Raw genomic sequence first — 17,301 nt, forward strand, 5'->3', positions numbered from 1 at the left:
GCTATGAGTAGCGGACGTATCGTTCAAATCATCGGCGCCGTTATCGACGTGGAATTTCCACGCGACAGCGTACCGAGCATCTACGACGCCTTGAAGGTTCAAGGCGCCGAAACCACTCTGGAAGTTCAGCAGCAGCTGGGCGACGGCGTGGTACGTACCATTGCGATGGGCTCCACCGAGGGCTTGAAGCGCGGTCTGGACGTCAACAACACTGGCGCAGCCATCTCCGTACCGGTCGGTAAAGCGACCCTGGGCCGGATCATGGACGTACTGGGCAACCCGATCGACGAAGCTGGTCCGATCGGCGAAGAAGAGCGTTGGGGCATTCACCGTCCTGCGCCGACCTTCGCTGAACAAGCTGGCGGCAACGACCTGCTGGAAACCGGCATCAAGGTTATCGACCTGGTTTGCCCGTTCGCCAAGGGCGGTAAAGTCGGTCTGTTCGGTGGTGCCGGTGTGGGCAAAACCGTAAACATGATGGAACTGATCCGTAACATCGCCATCGAGCACAGCGGTTATTCCGTGTTCGCCGGTGTGGGTGAGCGTACTCGTGAGGGTAACGACTTCTACCACGAGATGAAGGATTCCAACGTTCTGGACAAAGTGGCACTGGTATACGGCCAGATGAACGAGCCGCCGGGAAACCGTCTGCGCGTAGCTCTGACCGGCCTGACCATGGCCGAGAAGTTCCGTGACGAAGGTAACGACGTTCTGCTGTTCGTCGACAACATCTATCGTTACACCCTGGCCGGTACCGAAGTATCCGCACTGCTGGGCCGTATGCCTTCCGCAGTAGGTTACCAGCCGACCCTGGCTGAAGAGATGGGCGTTCTGCAAGAACGTATCACTTCGACCAAGCAAGGCTCGATCACCTCGATCCAAGCGGTATACGTACCTGCGGACGACTTGACCGACCCGTCGCCAGCGACCACCTTCGCCCACTTGGACGCCACCGTCGTACTGTCCCGTGACATCGCTTCCCTGGGTATCTACCCAGCGGTAGATCCACTGGACTCGACTTCCCGTCAGCTGGACCCGAACGTGATCGGCAACGAGCACTATGAAACCGCTCGCGGCGTTCAGTACGTGCTGCAGCGCTACAAAGAGCTGAAGGACATCATTGCGATCCTGGGTATGGACGAACTGTCCGAAGCCGACAAGCAACTGGTATCCCGCGCTCGTAAAATCCAGCGCTTCCTGTCGCAGCCGTTCTTCGTGGCTGAAGTCTTCACTGGTTCTCCAGGCAAATACGTTTCCCTGAAAGACACCATCGCTGGCTTCAAAGGCATCCTCAACGGTGACTACGACCACCTGCCAGAACAAGCGTTCTACATGGTCGGCGGCATCGAAGAAGCGATCGAGAAAGCCAAGAAACTGTAATCCCGGCGCCCGGCAACGGGCGCTAATTTAGGTTGAGGCAAGCAGATGGCTATGACAGTCCATTGCGATATCGTCAGCGCGGAAGGGGAAATCTTCTCCGGTCTGGTCGAGATGGTGATCGCACACGGCGAGCTCGGGGATCTTGGTATCGCCCTGGGTCACGCTCCGCTGATCACTAATCTGAAACCAGGTCCGATCCGCTTGATCAAGCAGGGCGGGGAAGCCGAGGTGTTCTACATCTCTGGTGGTTTCCTCGAGGTTCAGCCGAACATGGTCAAGGTTCTTGCCGACACCGTGCAGCGTGCTGCCGACCTGGACGAAGCCTCCGCTCAGGAAGCCGTCAAGGCTGCTGAGAAGGCCCTGAATGAAAAAGGCGCAGATTTCGACTACGGTTCTGCTGCTGCACGTCTGGCCGAGGCCGCAGCCCAGCTGCGTACCGTCCAGCAGATCCGCAAGAAGTTCGGCGGCTAAGCCGCGGGATTTCCGCGTGATTGATTAAAAAGGGTAGCCTCGGCTACCCTTTTTCTTTTTTTGCAATTCACCTCATGGTCGCAGTCGCTGACCACCCAGGATTGGTAGCCAGTCATGTCTCTCGAAATCGTTATTCTCGCTGCCGGTCAAGGCACTCGCATGCGTTCCTCGTTGCCAAAGGTGCTGCACCCGGTGGCGGGCAACTCCATGCTTGGTCATGTTATCCACAGCGCCCGGCAACTCGATCCACAACGCATCCATGTCGTCATCGGTCACGGTGCCGATGCGGTGCGTGAGCGCCTGGCGGCGGACGACCTGAATTTTGTGCTGCAGGACAAGCAACTGGGTACCGGTCACGCCACCGCCCAGGCGGTGCCGTTCATTACCGCCGACACCGTGCTGATTCTCTACGGTGACGTGCCGCTGATCGAAGTCGAAACCCTGCAGCGCTTGCTCAAGCATGTTGTTCCCGGGCAAATGGGATTGCTGACCGTGGAGCTGGACGACCCGACCGGGTATGGCCGGATCGTTCGCGATGCCGACGGTAGGGTCGCAGCCATTGTCGAGCACAAGGACGCCAGCGAAGCGCAACGCGCTATCACCGAAGGCAACACTGGCATCCTTGCCGTGCCGGCGAATCGCCTTGCCGACTGGATGAGTCGTCTGTCGAATAACAACGCCCAGGGCGAGTATTACCTGACTGACGTGATCGAGATGGCGGTCAGCGATGGTTTGTTGGTGGCTACCGAGCAACCGCACGATCCGATGGAAGTGCAGGGCGCCAACGATCGCAAGCAGCTGTCCGAGCTGGAGCGTCATTACCAGTTGCGCGAAGGTCGGCGCCTGATGGCTCAGGGCGTGACCCTGCGCGACCCGGCACGTTTCGATGTGCGCGGTGAAGTGACGGTGGGCCGCGACGTGCTGATCGACATCAACGTGATTCTCGAAGGTCGCGTGGTCATCGAGGACGACGTGGTGATCGGCCCGAACTGCGTGATCAAGGACAGCACCCTGCGCAAGGGCGTGGTGATCAAGGCCAACAGCCATATCGAAGGTGCTGTACTGGGTGAAGGCAGCGATGCCGGTCCGTTCGCCCGCCTGCGTCAGGGCACTGTTCTCGAAGCCCGTGCCCATGTGGGTAACTTTGTCGAGTTGAAGAACGCACGCATGGGCGAGGGTGCCAAAGCCGGTCACCTGGCCTACCTGGGCGATGCCGAGATCGGTGCGCGCAGCAACATCGGCGCCGGCACCATTACCTGCAACTACGATGGCGCCAACAAGCATCGTACGGTGCTGGGCGAAGACGTCTTCATCGGTTCCAACAACTCGTTGGTGGCACCTGTGGATATCCAGGATGGCGCGACCACGGCGGCTGGTTCCACCATCAACCAGACTGTGGAAAAAGCCCAGCTGGCCGTGGCCCGTGCCCGGCAGAAGAATATCGACGGCTGGAAACGCCCGGTGAAAATCAAGAAAAGCTGAGTTATCCACAGCCGATGCAAGGTCGATGCTGTTCGCTCTGCCTATAGTGAGAAAACTCGCGGCTACAGGATTGATACCCATCCTTCTGTGGCCGCGAAACGTCATCCCTGTGGATAATTCCTTCCGGCTGTTATCCACAGCATTTTTTCATTTCCCTCGCTTGACGAATTTCCGGCAATAGGTTTTGATTGCTTCCGTTATCTTTCGAATCGAAACTTAAGTGCTCATGTCGAAACGCAATACGCCCCAGCGCCGTCACAACATTCTGGCCTTGCTCAATGAACAGGGCGAGGTGAGCGTGGATGAGCTGGCTAAACGCTTCGAAACTTCGGAAGTTACGATCCGCAAGGACCTGGCGGCCCTGGAGAGCAACGGCTTGTTGCTGCGGCGCTACGGCGGCGCGATCACCATGCCGCAGGAACTGGTCGGCGATCTCGGCCAGCCAGTCTCCCCCTATAAACAAGCCATCGCCCGCGCGGCGGTTGCGCGGATTCGCGAACACGCCCGCATCATCATCGACAGTGGCAGTACCACCGCGGCCATGATTCCCGAACTCGGCCAGCAGCCGGGCCTGGTGGTCATGACCAACTCGCTGCATGTGGCCAATGCCCTGAGCGAACTGGAGCATGAGCCGGTGCTGTTGATGACCGGCGGTACCTGGGACCCTCACTCCGAGTCGTTCCAGGGGCAGGTTGCCGAGCAGGTATTGCGTTCCTACGACTTCGACCAGCTGTTTATCGGTGCCGACGGCATCGATCTGGTGCGCGGGACCACCACCTTCAACGAGCTGCTCGGCCTGAGCCGGGTGATGGCCGAGGTGGCGCGGGAAGTCGTGGTGATGGTCGAGGCCGACAAGATCGGCCGCAAGATTCCCAACCTGGAGCTGCCCTGGAGCAGCGTCCATACCCTTATTACCGATGATCGCCTGCCTGCAGAGGCCCGCGACCAGATTCAGGCCCGCGGCATTACGCTGATTTGCGCGGCAGTCATCTAGGAGAGAAACCATGTGTGGAATTGTTGGCGCCGTTGCTGAACGGAATATCACGCCCATCCTGCTCGAAGGCCTCAAGCGTCTCGAATACCGCGGCTACGACAGCGCCGGGGTGGCGGTCCTGACCAACGATGGCAAGCTCGAGCGCCTGCGTCGTCCGGGCAAGGTCAGCGAGCTGGAACAGGCCTTGGCCGGCGCGCCGCTGGTCGGTCGCCTGGGCATCGCCCACACCCGCTGGGCCACTCACGGCGCGCCGTGTGAACGCAATGCCCACCCGCATTTCTCCGGCGGCCTGGCGGTGGTGCACAACGGCATCATCGAGAACCATGAAGTCCTGCGCGAGCAACTCAAGGGCCTGGGCTACGTGTTCACCTCGGACACCGACACGGAAGTCATCGCTCATCTGCTGGACCACAAACTCAAGGACCTGGGCGACCTGACCGTGGCCCTGAAAGCCACCGTCAAGGAACTGCATGGCGCCTATGGCCTGGCCGTGATCAGCGCCAGCCAGCCGGACCGCCTGGTTGCCGCCCGCAGTGGCAGCCCATTGGTGATCGGCCTGGGCCTGGGGGAAAACTTCCTGGCTTCCGACCAACTGGCCCTGCGTCAGGTAACCGATCGCTTCATGTACCTGGAAGAGGGCGATATCGCCGAGATTCGCCGCGACAGCGTGCAGATCTGGGATGTCGACGGCAAAGCGGTCGAGCGTGAAGCCGTGCAATACCGCGACGGCGCCGAGGCCGCCGAGAAGGGCGAGTTCCGCCACTTCATGCTCAAGGAAATCCACGAGCAGCCAGCCGTGGTGCAACGCACCCTCGAAGGCCGCCTGAGCCAGGACCAGGTGCTGGTCCAGGCTTTCGGCCCACAGGCCGCCGAGCTGTTCGCCAAGGTGCGCAACGTGCAGATCGTCGCCTGCGGCACCAGCTACCACGCCGGCATGGTTGCCCGTTACTGGCTGGAAGAACTGGCCGGGATTCCGTGCCAGGTCGAAGTGGCCAGCGAGTTCCGCTACCGCAAGGTGGTGGTGCAGCCGGATACCCTGTTCGTGACCATTTCCCAGTCCGGCGAAACCGCCGACACCCTGGCCGCGCTGCGGAATGCCAAGGAGCTGGGTTTCCTCGCCAGCCTGGCGATCTGCAACGTCGGTATCAGCTCGCTGGTGCGTGAGTCCGACCTGACCCTGCTGACCCAGGCCGGTCGCGAAATCGGCGTGGCATCGACCAAAGCCTTTACCACCCAGCTGGTTGGCCTGCTGTTGCTGACCCTGTCCCTGGGTCAGGTCCGCGGCACTCTGGGCGAAGGCGTCGAAGCCACCCTGGTGGAAGAACTGCGGCGCTTGCCGACCCGCCTGGGCGAAGCCCTGGCGATGGACAGCACGGTGGAAAAAATCGCCGAGCTGTTCGCCGAGAAGCACCACACCCTGTTCCTCGGTCGTGGCGCACAGTTCCCGGTGGCGATGGAAGGGGCACTCAAGCTCAAGGAAATCTCCTACATCCACGCCGAAGCCTACCCGGCCGGCGAGCTCAAGCACGGTCCGCTGGCCCTTGTGGATAACGACATGCCCGTCGTCACCGTGGCGCCGAACAACGAGTTGCTGGAGAAGCTCAAGTCCAACCTGCAGGAGGTCCGCGCCCGTGGCGGCGAGCTGATCGTCTTTGCCGACGAGCAGGCCGGCATGACCAACGGCGAGGGCACGCATGTTATCCACATGCCGCATATCCACGACATCCTGTCGCCGATCCTCTACACCATCCCGCTGCAGCTGCTGTCTTATTACGTGGCGGTGCTCAAGGGCACTGACGTCGACCAGCCGCGCAACCTGGCCAAGTCCGTCACGGTGGAGTGAGTTATCCACAGTCGGCTGCATGGCTTGGTTTTAGACAATAAAAACTGTCGCAGAGGAGGATTTGCTCCTCTGCAGACATTGGCGAGGTCCTTACCTTGCTCACCGGTAGGCGTCAGGGTGGCTACATGTCCTCATGATTGTACGAATCAACCTGACGAATCCTTGCATTCGTACATCGAGCGAAATCTCCATTTGAATTGGAGAGATCTGACCGTCGAGTTGTTCGAGAGCCTTTCCAGGTCCAGCTGAAGCTCGATGGACCTACGTAAAATCACTGCGCATATGGGATGGCCTGGATGCTGTCCATTTGATCCTCTCACCGTCCTGGCCATAGGCCGACTGTCTACGCGGGCAAAAGGCTCAATTCGTCTTTGATGCATGTCATGTCGCTTCTCCAAAATACCGAGTTTAATACTTGAAAACCTTGATTTCTTAAGAGGAATTCGACTATCGCGAGGAAAATTGGAAGTATTCATGAGTACGGAAAAAACTAAGCTAGGTGCCCTTCCGAAATCGGCAAATTGCACATGGTGGTGGCGTTTCCGCCAGCCCTATCCCTCCAGCGGCCTACGCCCAGCAACTGCAACGAACTGCTGTTCGACGATGTGATCTGGGTGAGTCAGGCCTAGCACGATCACTTCGATTTCGTCACCAAGATGCGCAAGCGGGAAGTGGAGGTCTTGGAGATACACAATTTCTTGCGCCTGACTCAAAACTCAAGAAGTGTCTGGAGGTATATCCGGACCTGTCTTGACGCTAACCGGGGCGTTTGGGCGGCAGAATCATCCAGCCGCGCAACAGGAAAAGCCGCCCAGTCAAACGAATCCGATAGACCATACCGGTAAGCGCAACGTTGAGACGCGTCCAGATTTCTGTTGCCACTTTTCAAAGTCTTCAAGCCCTTTTGACTCCGGTGGTTACATGAGTATGAAAGTCCTAATCGTCGATGATCACCCCTTAATCTGCCAGGCAATCCGCCAGGCCCTTGCATCTATCGGGTTCGAGGCTGTTGGCGAGACAGCCGATGGCGTGGATGCGCTGCGCATGATTCAGACGTTGGCGCCAGACGTGGTCATCCTCGATATCGGCCTGGAGAAACTTGACGGTCTCACCGTGCTCAAGCGCATCACCCGCGAGAAGCTCGATACCCGCGTGCTAGTGTTCACCTCCCAGGCAAAGGAGAACTACGCAGTACGCTGCCTGCATGCCGGCGCCAGTGGCTTCGTCAGTAAAAGCGAATCGATCAGCAAGCTGATCAAGGCAATCGAAACGGTTGCCGACGGCTATGTGTTCTTCCCGAAGGACTGTATGACGCTGCTCGGCAAGCCGGAGTCGACGGGGGACCTGGAATACCTCACTGATCGCGAACTGCAGATACTCAAGCTGCTGGCCGAGGGTTTTTCCAACAGCGAGATCGCTGCCCGGCTGAGCCTTAGCCGTAAGACTGTCAGCGGGCACAAGGTGAATATTCAGACCAAGCTGGGGGTGGTCTCAGTGATCGAGCTGGCCGATATCGCGCGCCGGCACGAGTTGGTCTGAGCCGACGAATGAGCAATTCGTGCCTGCTGCGCTGCCTGACGGTGTTAGTCCTGCTATTTTGCTGGCGCAGCGGCATGGCGCAAGAGTACGAACTGCTGCCGTTCGCCCGGCAATCGCTTGAAGATCTGAAGGTTACCCTGTCCGCATCCGAACAGCAGTGGCTGGCGCAGAAACCCTCCCTGGTGGTTGGTGTTCTGAAGGATCCGCTTCCACCGCTGCGGATCTTTGCCGGGGGCCAGCGCTTGGAAGGCCTCCTGGCTGATTACATTGTGGCCTTACAGCGGGAACTGGGTACGCCGATTCACGTGCACTCGTTCCAGACTCGCGAGGCCATGTATGACGCATTGCGCGATGGGCGCATTGACATGGTCAGCAACATCAATCCGCTGATGGCTTCTAAATACGGTCTGGTCCTGAGCCCGGCCTATGCCCTGACCGAGCTGTCGCTGTTCTCCGAAAGTGGGGACCTCCGCGAATACAGTGCCACCGATGGCCAGACGCGCATCGCCGTCGCAAACGGCATGATGCTGGAGCTTTTTCGCAGTGCCGGTGGTGACGGCCGGTTTCAGCGCTACCCGTCAGTGTTGCAGGCGATGGCGTCGGTGTTGACCGGCGAGAACGACGTGTTTCTCGGCGACGAGCTTTCCACCCACTTCCTTTCAAGCCAGCTGTTCGGCAACCAGCTGGTGGTCAACCAGAGCGTTAAGCTGCCCGAGGTTCAGGTCGGTTTCGGCCTGATGCCAGGCAATTGGGTGCTAGAAGGCATTCTCAGGCGTGCGCTGGGGGGACTGAACCGATGCCAGAAGATCGACGCGCAGTACATCTGGGGCGATACCGAAGAGTGCTGGCCCGATGACTTCCGCAGCCGTCTCAGTGCAGATCAGAGAGCGTGGCTTGAGAACGCCGGTACCGTGCGCCTGGCGGTCAGCGAGGACATTGCCCCCTACGCATTCTTCAACAATCGAGGACGCTTCAGCGGCATAGCTTCGGACGTGCTGGACATCATGCGGCGCAAGACCGGACTGCACTTCGAGATCGATCGCGTCAGCTCGCTGAGCGAGGCCGGTGCCTTGCTCGACCGAGGTGCGGCGAGCTTGAGCATCCTTCCTGAAACACCCTCTCTCGATCGGCCTTACCTGCATACCAGCGCGCTGGCCACGGCCCCCTACCTGTTTGTGCAGCGCCAGGATGCGCAGCCGATAACGCTCGATGCACAGACCCGCGCAACGGTCGTGGTCGCCAACGGCTACCTCGATCCCCGTCAGTTCAGCGCCCTGTATCCGTACCTGGTGTTCAGGGAAACCGAGACCATGGGCGAGGCCTTCAATCTGGTGCGCGATGGCGATGCCGACATAGTCCTGGCCCCTGCCAACCTGGCGCGTTACTACCTGTCCTACAAGTACGAGAGTAGCTTGAAGGTCGGCGGAATCTTCAACGGCCTAGTTGTGCGGATAGTGTTCAGCGCGGCGAAGGACCAGGGGCAGCTGGTTGCCATCCTGAACAAGGCGCTGCTGGAGATCACCCCGCGCGAGTCCCTGCGGATCGTCGGCCGGTGGCGCGCCAACTCGGCCAACGACGACAAGTACTGGGAGGGCGTCGCGTCCTTAATCTGGCGTTCCGTGGGGCTGCTTGGTGTGTTGCTGTTGGTCGCCGGTGTGCTGATAGTCGTCCAGCGCCGACGTATCCGATGCAAACGCTCGGACCTAGATCAACGCCAGTTGCTGCTTGATGAGCTGCAGCAGGCGAAGGAGTCGGCGGACGGTGCGAACCGCGCCAAGTCAGTGTTTCTTGCCACCATGAGCCACGAAATCCGCACCCCGCTCAACGCCATCATCGGTATGTTGGAGCTGGTGCTGACACGCCGCAGCGAAACCGAACTGAATCGGCAATCGGTGCATATCGCCTACGAGTCGGCCATCGGCCTGCTCGCGTTGATCGGCGATATCCTGGACATTTCCCGCATCGAGTCGGGAAATCTGACGCTGGTACCTGAGCCGGCGCGCATCAGCGAGTTGCTGGAGTGTGTGGGCAATGTGTTCTCGGGGCTGGCAAGGCAGAAGCAGTTACGGCTGACCCTGGATATAGACGCGCGGGCTACCGAGCTGGTCTGGGTGGACGCGGTGAAGGTCAAGCAGATTGTTTCCAATCTGTTAAGTAACGCGATCAAATTCACCGAGCACGGCGGCGTCGACCTGAACTGTTCGGTAATTGAGGACGGGGATGCGACATTGAGCTTGCGAATCAGTGTGACCGACAGTGGTGCAGGCATTCCCGCCGCGCAGCTGGATCAGCTGTTCAAGCCCTTCTACGTCGTCGATGGCGCAGTGGGTAATCCTAATGCCGGCGCGGGTCTGGGCCTTGCGATCAGCCAGTCTCTGTGCGTGCTGATGGGCAGCGGTCTGGAAGTGGAGAGCGAGGAGGGCAGCGGCACGCGAATGAGCTTCGCAGTCTCCCTGGAGCGGGTGAAGGTCGACTCCATCGTATTGCCCGAAAGTTCGGGCAATACGATGAATATCGATGAACCGCTGACGGTCCTGGTCGTCGAGGACCACCTGCCGAGCCAGTACCTGCTTGTCCAGCAGATCGGTTACCTGGGGCATCGCACGTTGACCGCCTGCAACGGCTTGGAGGGACTCTCCCTGTGGAGCGAGCATGCAGTCGACATCGTCATCACTGACTGCAACATGCCGGAAATGGACGGACTGGAAATGACCCGGGCGATCCGTCGCTTGGAGGGTTTGCAAGGCACCAGGCCCTGCCTGATCATCGGTCTCACGGCGGACGCGCAACGTGAGACTTTGCAGCAATGCCACGATGCGGGGATGGAGCATGCGCTGGTGAAACCGACCAACCTGGTGATACTCAACCGCCTGATTCCCAAATTTGGCGCCGAGCAGATCCACGCACCTGGCGGGCCGTCTTGGACCCATGACATCCGCGCCTCGATGGCTGGCCAGGTAGTGGCGAGCAACCAGGGTGAAAGCGCTGCGCTGCGCCAAGCACTGGACGACGGAGATGTGCCCGCGCTGCGGTGCATTGCCCACAAGCTCAAGGGCACCGCCTACTTGCTCAATCACCAGGCGCTGCTGGAGCGGTGTGTCGAGGTCGAGGAACTGTGCGTCGACGGGCTCACCCAGGAGCTGAACGAGGCGGCCCAAGCGCTGCTCAATGCCCTGGAGCAGATCAACCTGTCCCTACAGATGGCGTGACCCCAGAAGATTCTTGGCTCGAATCGAGAACCGTCTCAGTCACTTTGCAGATGCGTCTTTGAGGGTGGGAAAGGTCATTCGCATAGGCTTTGCGGGTGATTTGAACCAGGGTTCCCAACATGTCCATCGCACTCTCCACCCAGTTTTCCGACGGCGAAAGCCGATGTTCTCCCCGGCTCGTTGCTGCGGCACAGCAGCCTGATGCCATCGATATCCGCAGGGGACTGCGACGCGGCGAGTTCCAGGCTTACGTGCAGCCCAAGTTCGACCTGCAGAGCCAGGAGGTGCAGGGTGTGGAAGTCCTCGCGCGCTGGCAACATTCCCAGCGCGGCCTCATGACTCCGGCAGCGTTCATCTCCCTGATGACCCGTAAACAGTTGCTCGATGAACTGCTCTGTAGACTTCTAGCACAGGGCCTGGCCTGTCAGGTCGAACTGCATCGGCAAGGTCGCGAACTGAGTTTCGCTTTCAACCTCAGTCTGCATCAGCTTGCCAGCGATTCGCTGGTCGATCAGTTGGCTGCACGACTGCAGCAGCATCCGCTGCCTTTGTCGTCGGTGACACTGGAAATTACCGAGGATGCATTCACCAGCGTCTCGCCCGCTGTTCAGCAGCGCCTTGTGTGCCTGAAGGAACTTGGCGTACGCCTGTCGATGGATGATTTCGGCACGGGTTACTCCTCGCTGTGGCGTCTCAACCAACTGCCATTCGATGAGATCAAGCTGGCGAGGGAATTCACGGCCCAGCTAGAAAGTTCGCCGCGCGCGCGAGCTATCGTCCGGCATGCGCTGTTCCTGGCTGAGGACTTGGGGATGCAATTGATTGTGGAAGGAATCGAGACCCAGTCGCAGCGTTCGCTACTGATGCAATTGGGTGCCTGTTTTGGCCAAGGTTATCTCTACGCTGAGCCCATGCCGGTAGATTCGCTGGACGCATGGTTGAAGGGCTCGCAACAACCTTTCTGAAATGAAAAGGCCGGGGTTTCAGCCCCGGCCCCACCGACTCATACTTGGGTCAGTCGTAATCGATGATGTAGTTCAGCGTCCCGTTCGCCTTACCGACTTCAACGGTCTGTACGTTCTTATGGGCATAGCCAGCACTGACGGACAGGCGATAAAGCTCGCCGCCGGGTTGGCTGTTGATCCAGTCCATGGCAAGGGCGCTGCCCTTCGAGAAAGGCAGCAGGGCGCCTTTGCCATCTTTAAGTGCGATCTCCACGCCTTTCGCTCCCCCTGCATCGAGGTTCAGGCGCCCCGGTCCGTCGGAGCTGCCTTCGAAATAGACCCGTACAGGAATCTTTGTGCCCGCTGGCAGCCCGGAACAGAGCACGTCGAGATTGAACTGCTTTTGCTGTTTGCCGATTTCCGCGATGGAAACCTTCCCCAGGGGAATAGTGAGCTGTTCGACGCCTGCGCAGCCGGAGAAGTAGCTGCGGGTTTCCAGATTGGTGCTGCCTCCGACCTTGATCTGCGCCGCGTTCCAGCCGTTGATGTCCTGTTCGATGGTGAAGTTCATCGACGCCATACCCTGGCCGACGTCCCGCGCGGTACGGATGAATTCGAGCTGCACGGCCTTGATCACGTTGGTGTAGGTGTTGTTGCCGTTCGGGAACGGGTCAATCATCGGCAGGTTGCCAATGGTGCCGCTGGCGTTGCTCTTGAACCGCACGCCGACGCCGGGAATACCGGTCTTGTATACGTCGGTGAAACCGTCTGCTAGTTCAGCGTCGGACACGTAGTATTCGCCCCGGTAGTTCTGAACGGCCGGAAACGGACACTTTATCTGCCAGATTTCGGAATGAATGGTCGCTATCGGTGAGTTAGCCATGACACCGCCGATGGGCACGCTCTGCAGGTTCAACTGACTCGGTGCAGTCATCGTAAAGTACCTTTTCTGGTCGCCAATACCGCCGGTATGCCAGTAGCACCCGTCCGGGTTGGCCGCCTCTGCCAAGTTCAAACCCAGTGCGGCGCAAGTCGCCGCCAGGGTCAGAAGCTTCAATTTCATCTCAGGACTCCGTTGCTGGCTGAGCGACGCATACCGCGGTCACCTGGTCGTACACCAGGGACGCATCGCGCTCAGGTAATGTATAGGGAAGGCTGCAACTGCCCCCCGCCCAGCGCACCTGCAACTGGCCTTTCTCGGTAACGCCGAACACCAGCGCTCGGGACTGGTTATCCACCACGGCCAGCAGTTTCTGCCCGTCGAACAACTGCGCGCCAAAGGGAATCCGCGTGCCATCGGCCTGCAGTAGATCGAATTGCACGCGTCGTCCGGAGGAGGCGTCGAAGCGCGCCTTGACTACGGCGCCCCGGCGGGGCACGACCCGCGTCGAGGTCTCGCTGACATCCACGTCCGTTCCCAGGGTCTGGGTGTTGAGGCTGAGGTCGTTGTAGCGGTAAGGCTGCACGTAGCCTTCGATGGTGTAGCCGGCGCCATTGGTGCGCGCCGTTGCGCCTTCCAGACTGGCACCTTTGACGCCTGGTACCTCGACCAGGGCGAAGGTTTCGCCCACGGGCTGACCGAAGGTGATCCCTCCGCTATGGGCGACCACCGAGCCGGTAGCTGTCAGGTCCAGGTGGCGGGATGAACCGGATTTCGCATAGTTGCCGGCGAGCTTGGCCGAGGGCGCATCCCAGCCCAGGCCTACGCTTGCCGAGTGATCGCTGCCGGCCCGGCCGGCCTGCGCCGAGTAGGACAGGGTGCTGGCATCGTTCAGGTAGCCGGAGACCCCCGTCTGCAGGTTGTCGTCACCTTTGCCTGCGGTCGTGTAGCTGCTGTACACGCGCTGCGAGCGCGAGCGGGAGCCGAACGGAATGCTCGCCGAAAGCGCCACTTGGTTGTCCGAGCCTTTCGAGCGCCCGGCGCTCTGGGTGCGTGACGTGGAAATGTTGTAGCTGACCTCGCCAATATTGCCGCTGTAGCCCAACTGAATACGGCGAGTATTGCCGTTGCGGTTCCAGTAGGTGGTTTCCCCGACGCTGAGAAACACCGAGTCGTTGTTGTACACGGTCTGGTTGATGCTCAGGTCGAGGCGGTTCTTGGGCCTGGCGCTGATGAAGCTCTGGCGATCGACCTCGGTCATTTCCTGAATGTGCTCGCTGAGCGTGCGATAGCCGGAAGTGGAATAGCGGTATCCGACCATGGTGAAAGTCGTGTTAGTACTGTTGAGCGTCTTGGAGTAGAGGAACCGCGCACTCTGCCCAGTGCTGGCCTTACCATGGTCCGGGCGCGAATTGCTGTTGGTCACGTCCAGCGACATACCGCCTACTGGCGTGTTAAGGCCCAGACCCAGGTTGACGGCGTTGTATCCGTCGGCCCCGAGCAGGCCGCCGTAGGTGGTGAGGTTGTCGCTGGCTCCGTAGACCGCCGTGCCCTGCCAAAGGCTTGGATTTTTCTTCCCTTCGTTGTCGTAGCGACCCAGTGACAGGTTGTACTGGAAGGTCCCGCGACGCACCATCACCGGCAGGTAGGAATAGGCCTGGGTGAACTTGCGCTCACGGCCATCCGATTCGATGATCGTGATTTCCAGATCGCCGTTGGAACCACTGGGATAGATATCGCGGATCTCGAAGGCGCCGGGCGACACGGTCGTCGAGTAGATGACGTAGCCGTTCTGGCGAACTTCCACCGTGGCATTGGTTTCCGCAATACCGCGCACCATCGGTGCGTAGCCAGATTCGTTATCCGGCAACATGCCGATGTCCGAAGCCAACTGCAGACCCCGGAAGCGACTGCTGTCGAAGATGTCTCCGTTGGTGTAGAGCTGACCGATGGCGAAGCGTCCTTTCAGCACGGTGACGTCATGCTCCAGGTAGGTCCGGTTGCTGGAGAAGTGACGCGACAGACCGGTGCTCTGGCTGATCGACGAGTCGTTGCGAAAGCGCCACTGGCCGATGTTGAAGCCGTTGCGCAGGCCCAGGTAGGCATAATCGCTCTTGAAGCCATCGCCGCGGTTGCGGTTGAAGTTCAACTGGTAGTTAGTGAAAGCGGCAGTCACGCCGTCATCCCACAGGGAGGGATCGACGTAGCCGCGCGAACGGCGCTTTATGTACGCTTGTGGCACGCTTACGTACAGCGCGAGTCGGGAGGCGTCCATTTCTATGGACGCACCCTCGATGCGCAGCAGGATCACCGGGTCGTTGTCCGCACTGTCGGACGAAACAATGCCTTCACGCTTAAGGCGCTCGATGTCCACGCCGATTTCGCGCAGCAGGCTCAGGCTCAGGACTGGCTGGGCGTCGTTGGAGCCACCCTCGTCATCGGCGCGAAAGCTGATTTCCTCACGACGTTCCAAACGCTGGTTCAGGTACAGGTCCACGCTGTACTTGCCCGGAACAACACCATTGTTCTGTTCGAAGTAGCGCAGATCGATATCGGCGCCCTTGTTCTGCAGGAACATGGGGTTGAACTGCGCAGCGGAGACCGAAGTAGCGCCCAGCAGGCTGGCCGCGGTGAGGAGAGGAATTCCGGTGCTCGAACACTTCCAGGTTCGCTTCTTTTCAGGCCTCTTCTTGTATTCATTCATGTTCATGAACAGCACTTTCCTGTGCGCGTAGAAACGCGAGCTGAGAACTCAGCGTGCGCAAGAGTTGTACGGAGGTGAGCGTGGAGAGGGCGTCAGAACTGGAGTGGAGCGTCGTGCCTGTTCAGGGCGCCGTAGTCGTTGATCGACTCCCAGCGAATCTTTGCAGCGCCACTGAAGCCGGCGGGAAGTCCCTTGATAATCATTCTGCGAGTGTCCCGCGGGCCGACCATGGCGGACTCAACTGGGTATTCCTTCTGGCCGGCAATGACGCGGACCTGGGCCAGCGAGACGTGGAAGGCGGAATCGTTGGTGGCCAACACCATCGGCGCACCGTCAGTCTTGAGCAGGTTCCACTTCAGTTGGTTCGCTGCCTCGTCTGCGCTACCGGGAAGGCCGTTGGGTCGGTAGAACAACTTGAGCCGCTGCCGGAACGCGACCTGCAGGTTGTTGCTGGCTTCGGAGATCTGCGGGATCTCCTGAATGCTCAACCAGACCACCGATTCACGATCCTGCGCGAGGCCCTTGCCTTGGTAAAAAATGCGCAGCGTCTGTTGTTTGCGGTGGCCCAGTCGCGCCAGTGAAGGCGTAACGGCGAAGGGCACATCTATCTCAGCACGGCCCGGTTCGGCTTCTATCCACGACTGGATCATGATGTCCTCGGTACCCAGGTTACTGACCTGCATGGATGCCTCATGGTCGCTGGCGGGAAAGATGATGCGAGTACCGCCGACCTGGATGCCGGCCAGGCAGGTCCCAGCGATCATGGACAGCGTCAGCAGCGTGCAGAGGCGGAAAAGGAATCCAGGTTTCATTGCTGGCTCGGAAAAAGTCAGAGGAACGAATAGAAAAACGCGGGGGCGTGATGCGCCCCCACTGCAGCGGCTTACTCGTAAGTAAGAGTGAACGGCAGGGTGCCGTTGGCGGTGCCCGGCATAAGCACGTCGCCGTTGGCGACGTAGGAGGCACGCATGTTTAGAGCGGCGGAGTATTTGGCTTCTGCGCCTTCGCCGGCGACGGTCAGTGGCGCGCTATAGGCTTCGTTCGCCGACAGGTTGATCAGCTTGCTGTTCTCGTCATACATGCCGATCCCCACACCGGTGGCGGTGCCGGTAATTTTCAGCAGGCTGTTGTTCTTCGGATCGACGCCCGAGCCGGACATCGGGTCGAAGCCGAACTTGACGGTGGTCAGGCCGGCGGCAGTGTTGCCGCAATCCAGGTTCAGGTTGATCGAGGTGCCGGCGGCGAGGCCCGATTCGCTCGAAGCAGCCAGTGTGTCCATGCTGACCTTGCCCAGGTTCACATCGACGATCTGCTGGCCCTTGGTACCGCCAACGGAGGAGCCGGCACCCGCTGAGGCCACGCAGGATGCGGCGGTGATTTCGCCGGTGAAGTTGATAGTGCCGTCGGCGGCCATAGCATTGCTGCTCAGTACGCAGGCGGCGGAGGCGAACATCAGGAACTTGATTGCTTTCATGGAGACAGAACTTCCGTGCAGGTTTATATCAGGCAATGACGCAATGTTTCAGCGCCGGGAAATTCTAAGAGGCGAGATGAGCAGACTTAACAAGAAATGTCTTGTGAGGCGGCGAGTTGTGTCTCGAATTGGATAGGTGGTGGGAATTCTTGATGATAAACAGTGTCGTTAAGTCTCTCTGCGCTTGCGGTTCCAATAATTGTTCAAAAGGAGCAGTGATATATTTCAGGGGCTGTGGGGCGAGGGAAACATGAAGGACACTTGTTTAAGCGTGTGTGTGGAACTGGCATCCTTCGGACGGTACCCCTATTAACAAACAGCTGACGGGCGCTCGCTGTGGCCGAGAAAAGCTTAATGTAGTATTCGAGTTTAGTTGATTAC

At 59.6% G+C, this 17,301-nt stretch carries 12 protein-coding genes and 1 pseudogene; 9 read left to right on the plus strand and 4 right to left on the minus strand.

Annotation, left to right across the window (positions count from 1 at the left end; genetic code table 11):
* The first annotated feature begins 3 nt into the window (after positions 1 to 3).
* From atpD to BMY68_RS14905, 9 genes and pseudogenes are all read left to right on the plus strand, one after another.
* Entirely contained in the window at positions 4 to 1,380 is a 1,377-nt protein-coding gene (gene atpD / locus BMY68_RS14865; protein WP_009041461.1) for a F0F1 ATP synthase subunit beta, read from the plus strand.
* Positions 1,381 to 1,425: 45 nt separating this feature from the next.
* Positions 1,426 to 1,851 (plus strand): F0F1 ATP synthase subunit epsilon, encoded by a 426-nt coding sequence (locus tag BMY68_RS14870; RefSeq protein WP_009041460.1) that lies wholly within the window; start codon positions 1,426 to 1,428, stop codon positions 1,849 to 1,851.
* Between the two features lie 114 nt (positions 1,852 to 1,965).
* On the plus strand, positions 1,966 to 3,333 hold the full coding sequence (glmU, locus tag BMY68_RS14875) for a bifunctional UDP-N-acetylglucosamine diphosphorylase/glucosamine-1-phosphate N-acetyltransferase GlmU (RefSeq protein WP_037034405.1): 1,368 nt from the start codon (positions 1,966 to 1,968) through the stop codon (positions 3,331 to 3,333).
* A 226-nt stretch (positions 3,334 to 3,559) separates the two neighbouring features.
* Positions 3,560 to 4,327, plus strand: a complete 768-nt coding sequence (locus BMY68_RS14880) for a DeoR/GlpR family DNA-binding transcription regulator (protein ID WP_009041458.1) — start codon at positions 3,560 to 3,562, stop codon at positions 4,325 to 4,327.
* Positions 4,328 to 4,337: 10 nt separating this feature from the next.
* A complete protein-coding gene (gene glmS / locus BMY68_RS14885) occupies positions 4,338 to 6,170 on the plus strand; it encodes a glutamine--fructose-6-phosphate transaminase (isomerizing) (protein WP_062824147.1) in 1,833 nt (610 codons plus the stop codon).
* 474 nt (positions 6,171 to 6,644) lie between these two features.
* Positions 6,645 to 6,871 (plus strand): annotated as a pseudogene (locus BMY68_RS30120) (arginine deiminase family protein); the annotation flags it as partial.
* A gap of 220 nt (positions 6,872 to 7,091) precedes the next feature.
* The gene (locus BMY68_RS14895) at positions 7,092 to 7,709 is read left to right on the plus strand and encodes a response regulator (RefSeq protein WP_085532642.1); all 618 of its coding nucleotides are present in this window, start codon (positions 7,092 to 7,094) and stop codon (positions 7,707 to 7,709) included.
* A gap of 8 nt (positions 7,710 to 7,717) precedes the next feature.
* A complete protein-coding gene (locus BMY68_RS14900; RefSeq protein WP_175534845.1) occupies positions 7,718 to 10,918 on the plus strand; it encodes an ATP-binding protein in 3,201 nt (1,066 codons plus the stop codon).
* A gap of 119 nt (positions 10,919 to 11,037) precedes the next feature.
* The gene (locus BMY68_RS14905; protein WP_085532644.1) at positions 11,038 to 11,883 is read left to right on the plus strand and encodes an EAL domain-containing protein; all 846 of its coding nucleotides are present in this window, start codon (positions 11,038 to 11,040) and stop codon (positions 11,881 to 11,883) included.
* Between the two features lie 49 nt (positions 11,884 to 11,932).
* On the opposite strand, the gene BMY68_RS14910 is transcribed toward BMY68_RS14905, so the two are convergent.
* From BMY68_RS14910 to BMY68_RS14925, 4 genes are all read right to left on the minus strand, one after another.
* Positions 11,933 to 12,925 carry a fimbrial protein gene (locus tag BMY68_RS14910; protein WP_085532646.1) on the minus strand — a complete coding sequence of 331 codons (993 nt, stop codon included), beginning with the start codon at positions 12,923 to 12,925 and terminating at the stop codon, positions 11,933 to 11,935.
* A 1-nt stretch (position 12,926) separates the two neighbouring features.
* On the minus strand, positions 12,927 to 15,452 hold the full coding sequence (locus BMY68_RS14915; protein ID WP_311196181.1) for a fimbria/pilus outer membrane usher protein: 2,526 nt from the start codon (positions 15,450 to 15,452) through the stop codon (positions 12,927 to 12,929).
* 86 nt (positions 15,453 to 15,538) lie between these two features.
* Complete coding sequence (locus tag BMY68_RS14920; RefSeq protein ID WP_085532648.1) at positions 15,539 to 16,258, minus strand: fimbrial biogenesis chaperone; 720 nt, start codon at positions 16,256 to 16,258, stop codon at positions 15,539 to 15,541.
* 71 nt (positions 16,259 to 16,329) lie between these two features.
* Positions 16,330 to 16,920, minus strand: a complete 591-nt coding sequence (locus BMY68_RS14925; RefSeq protein WP_085532650.1) for a fimbrial protein — start codon at positions 16,918 to 16,920, stop codon at positions 16,330 to 16,332.
* Between the last annotated feature and the right edge of the window lie 381 nt (positions 16,921 to 17,301).

This window comes from Pseudomonas sp. NFACC41-3 (assembly GCF_900109505.1).
GTDB classification, from domain to species: Bacteria; Pseudomonadota; Gammaproteobacteria; order Pseudomonadales; family Pseudomonadaceae; genus Aquipseudomonas; species Aquipseudomonas chlororaphis.

What these genes read in the sequence shown, in the direction of transcription:
- atpD (WP_009041461.1), top strand. Translation starts at nt 4, where the DNA reads ATGAGTAGCGGACGTATCGTTCAAATCATCGGCGCCGTTATCGACGTG.
- BMY68_RS14870 (WP_009041460.1), top strand. Translation starts at nt 1,426, where the DNA reads ATGGCTATGACAGTCCATTGCGATATCGTCAGCGCGGAAGGGGAAATC.
- glmU (WP_037034405.1), top strand. Translation starts at nt 1,966, where the DNA reads ATGTCTCTCGAAATCGTTATTCTCGCTGCCGGTCAAGGCACTCGCATG.
- BMY68_RS14880 (WP_009041458.1), top strand. Translation starts at nt 3,560, where the DNA reads ATGTCGAAACGCAATACGCCCCAGCGCCGTCACAACATTCTGGCCTTG.
- glmS (WP_062824147.1), top strand. Translation starts at nt 4,338, where the DNA reads ATGTGTGGAATTGTTGGCGCCGTTGCTGAACGGAATATCACGCCCATC.
- BMY68_RS14895 (WP_085532642.1), top strand. Translation starts at nt 7,092, where the DNA reads ATGAGTATGAAAGTCCTAATCGTCGATGATCACCCCTTAATCTGCCAG.
- BMY68_RS14900 (WP_175534845.1), top strand. Translation starts at nt 7,718, where the DNA reads ATGAGCAATTCGTGCCTGCTGCGCTGCCTGACGGTGTTAGTCCTGCTA.
- BMY68_RS14905 (WP_085532644.1), top strand. Translation starts at nt 11,038, where the DNA reads ATGTCCATCGCACTCTCCACCCAGTTTTCCGACGGCGAAAGCCGATGT.
- BMY68_RS14910 (WP_085532646.1), bottom strand. Translation starts at nt 12,925, where the DNA reads ATGAAATTGAAGCTTCTGACCCTGGCGGCGACTTGCGCCGCACTGGGT.
- BMY68_RS14915 (WP_311196181.1), bottom strand. Translation starts at nt 15,452, where the DNA reads ATGAACATGAATGAATACAAGAAGAGGCCTGAAAAGAAGCGAACCTGG.
- BMY68_RS14920 (WP_085532648.1), bottom strand. Translation starts at nt 16,258, where the DNA reads ATGAAACCTGGATTCCTTTTCCGCCTCTGCACGCTGCTGACGCTGTCC.
- BMY68_RS14925 (WP_085532650.1), bottom strand. Translation starts at nt 16,920, where the DNA reads ATGAAAGCAATCAAGTTCCTGATGTTCGCCTCCGCCGCCTGCGTACTG.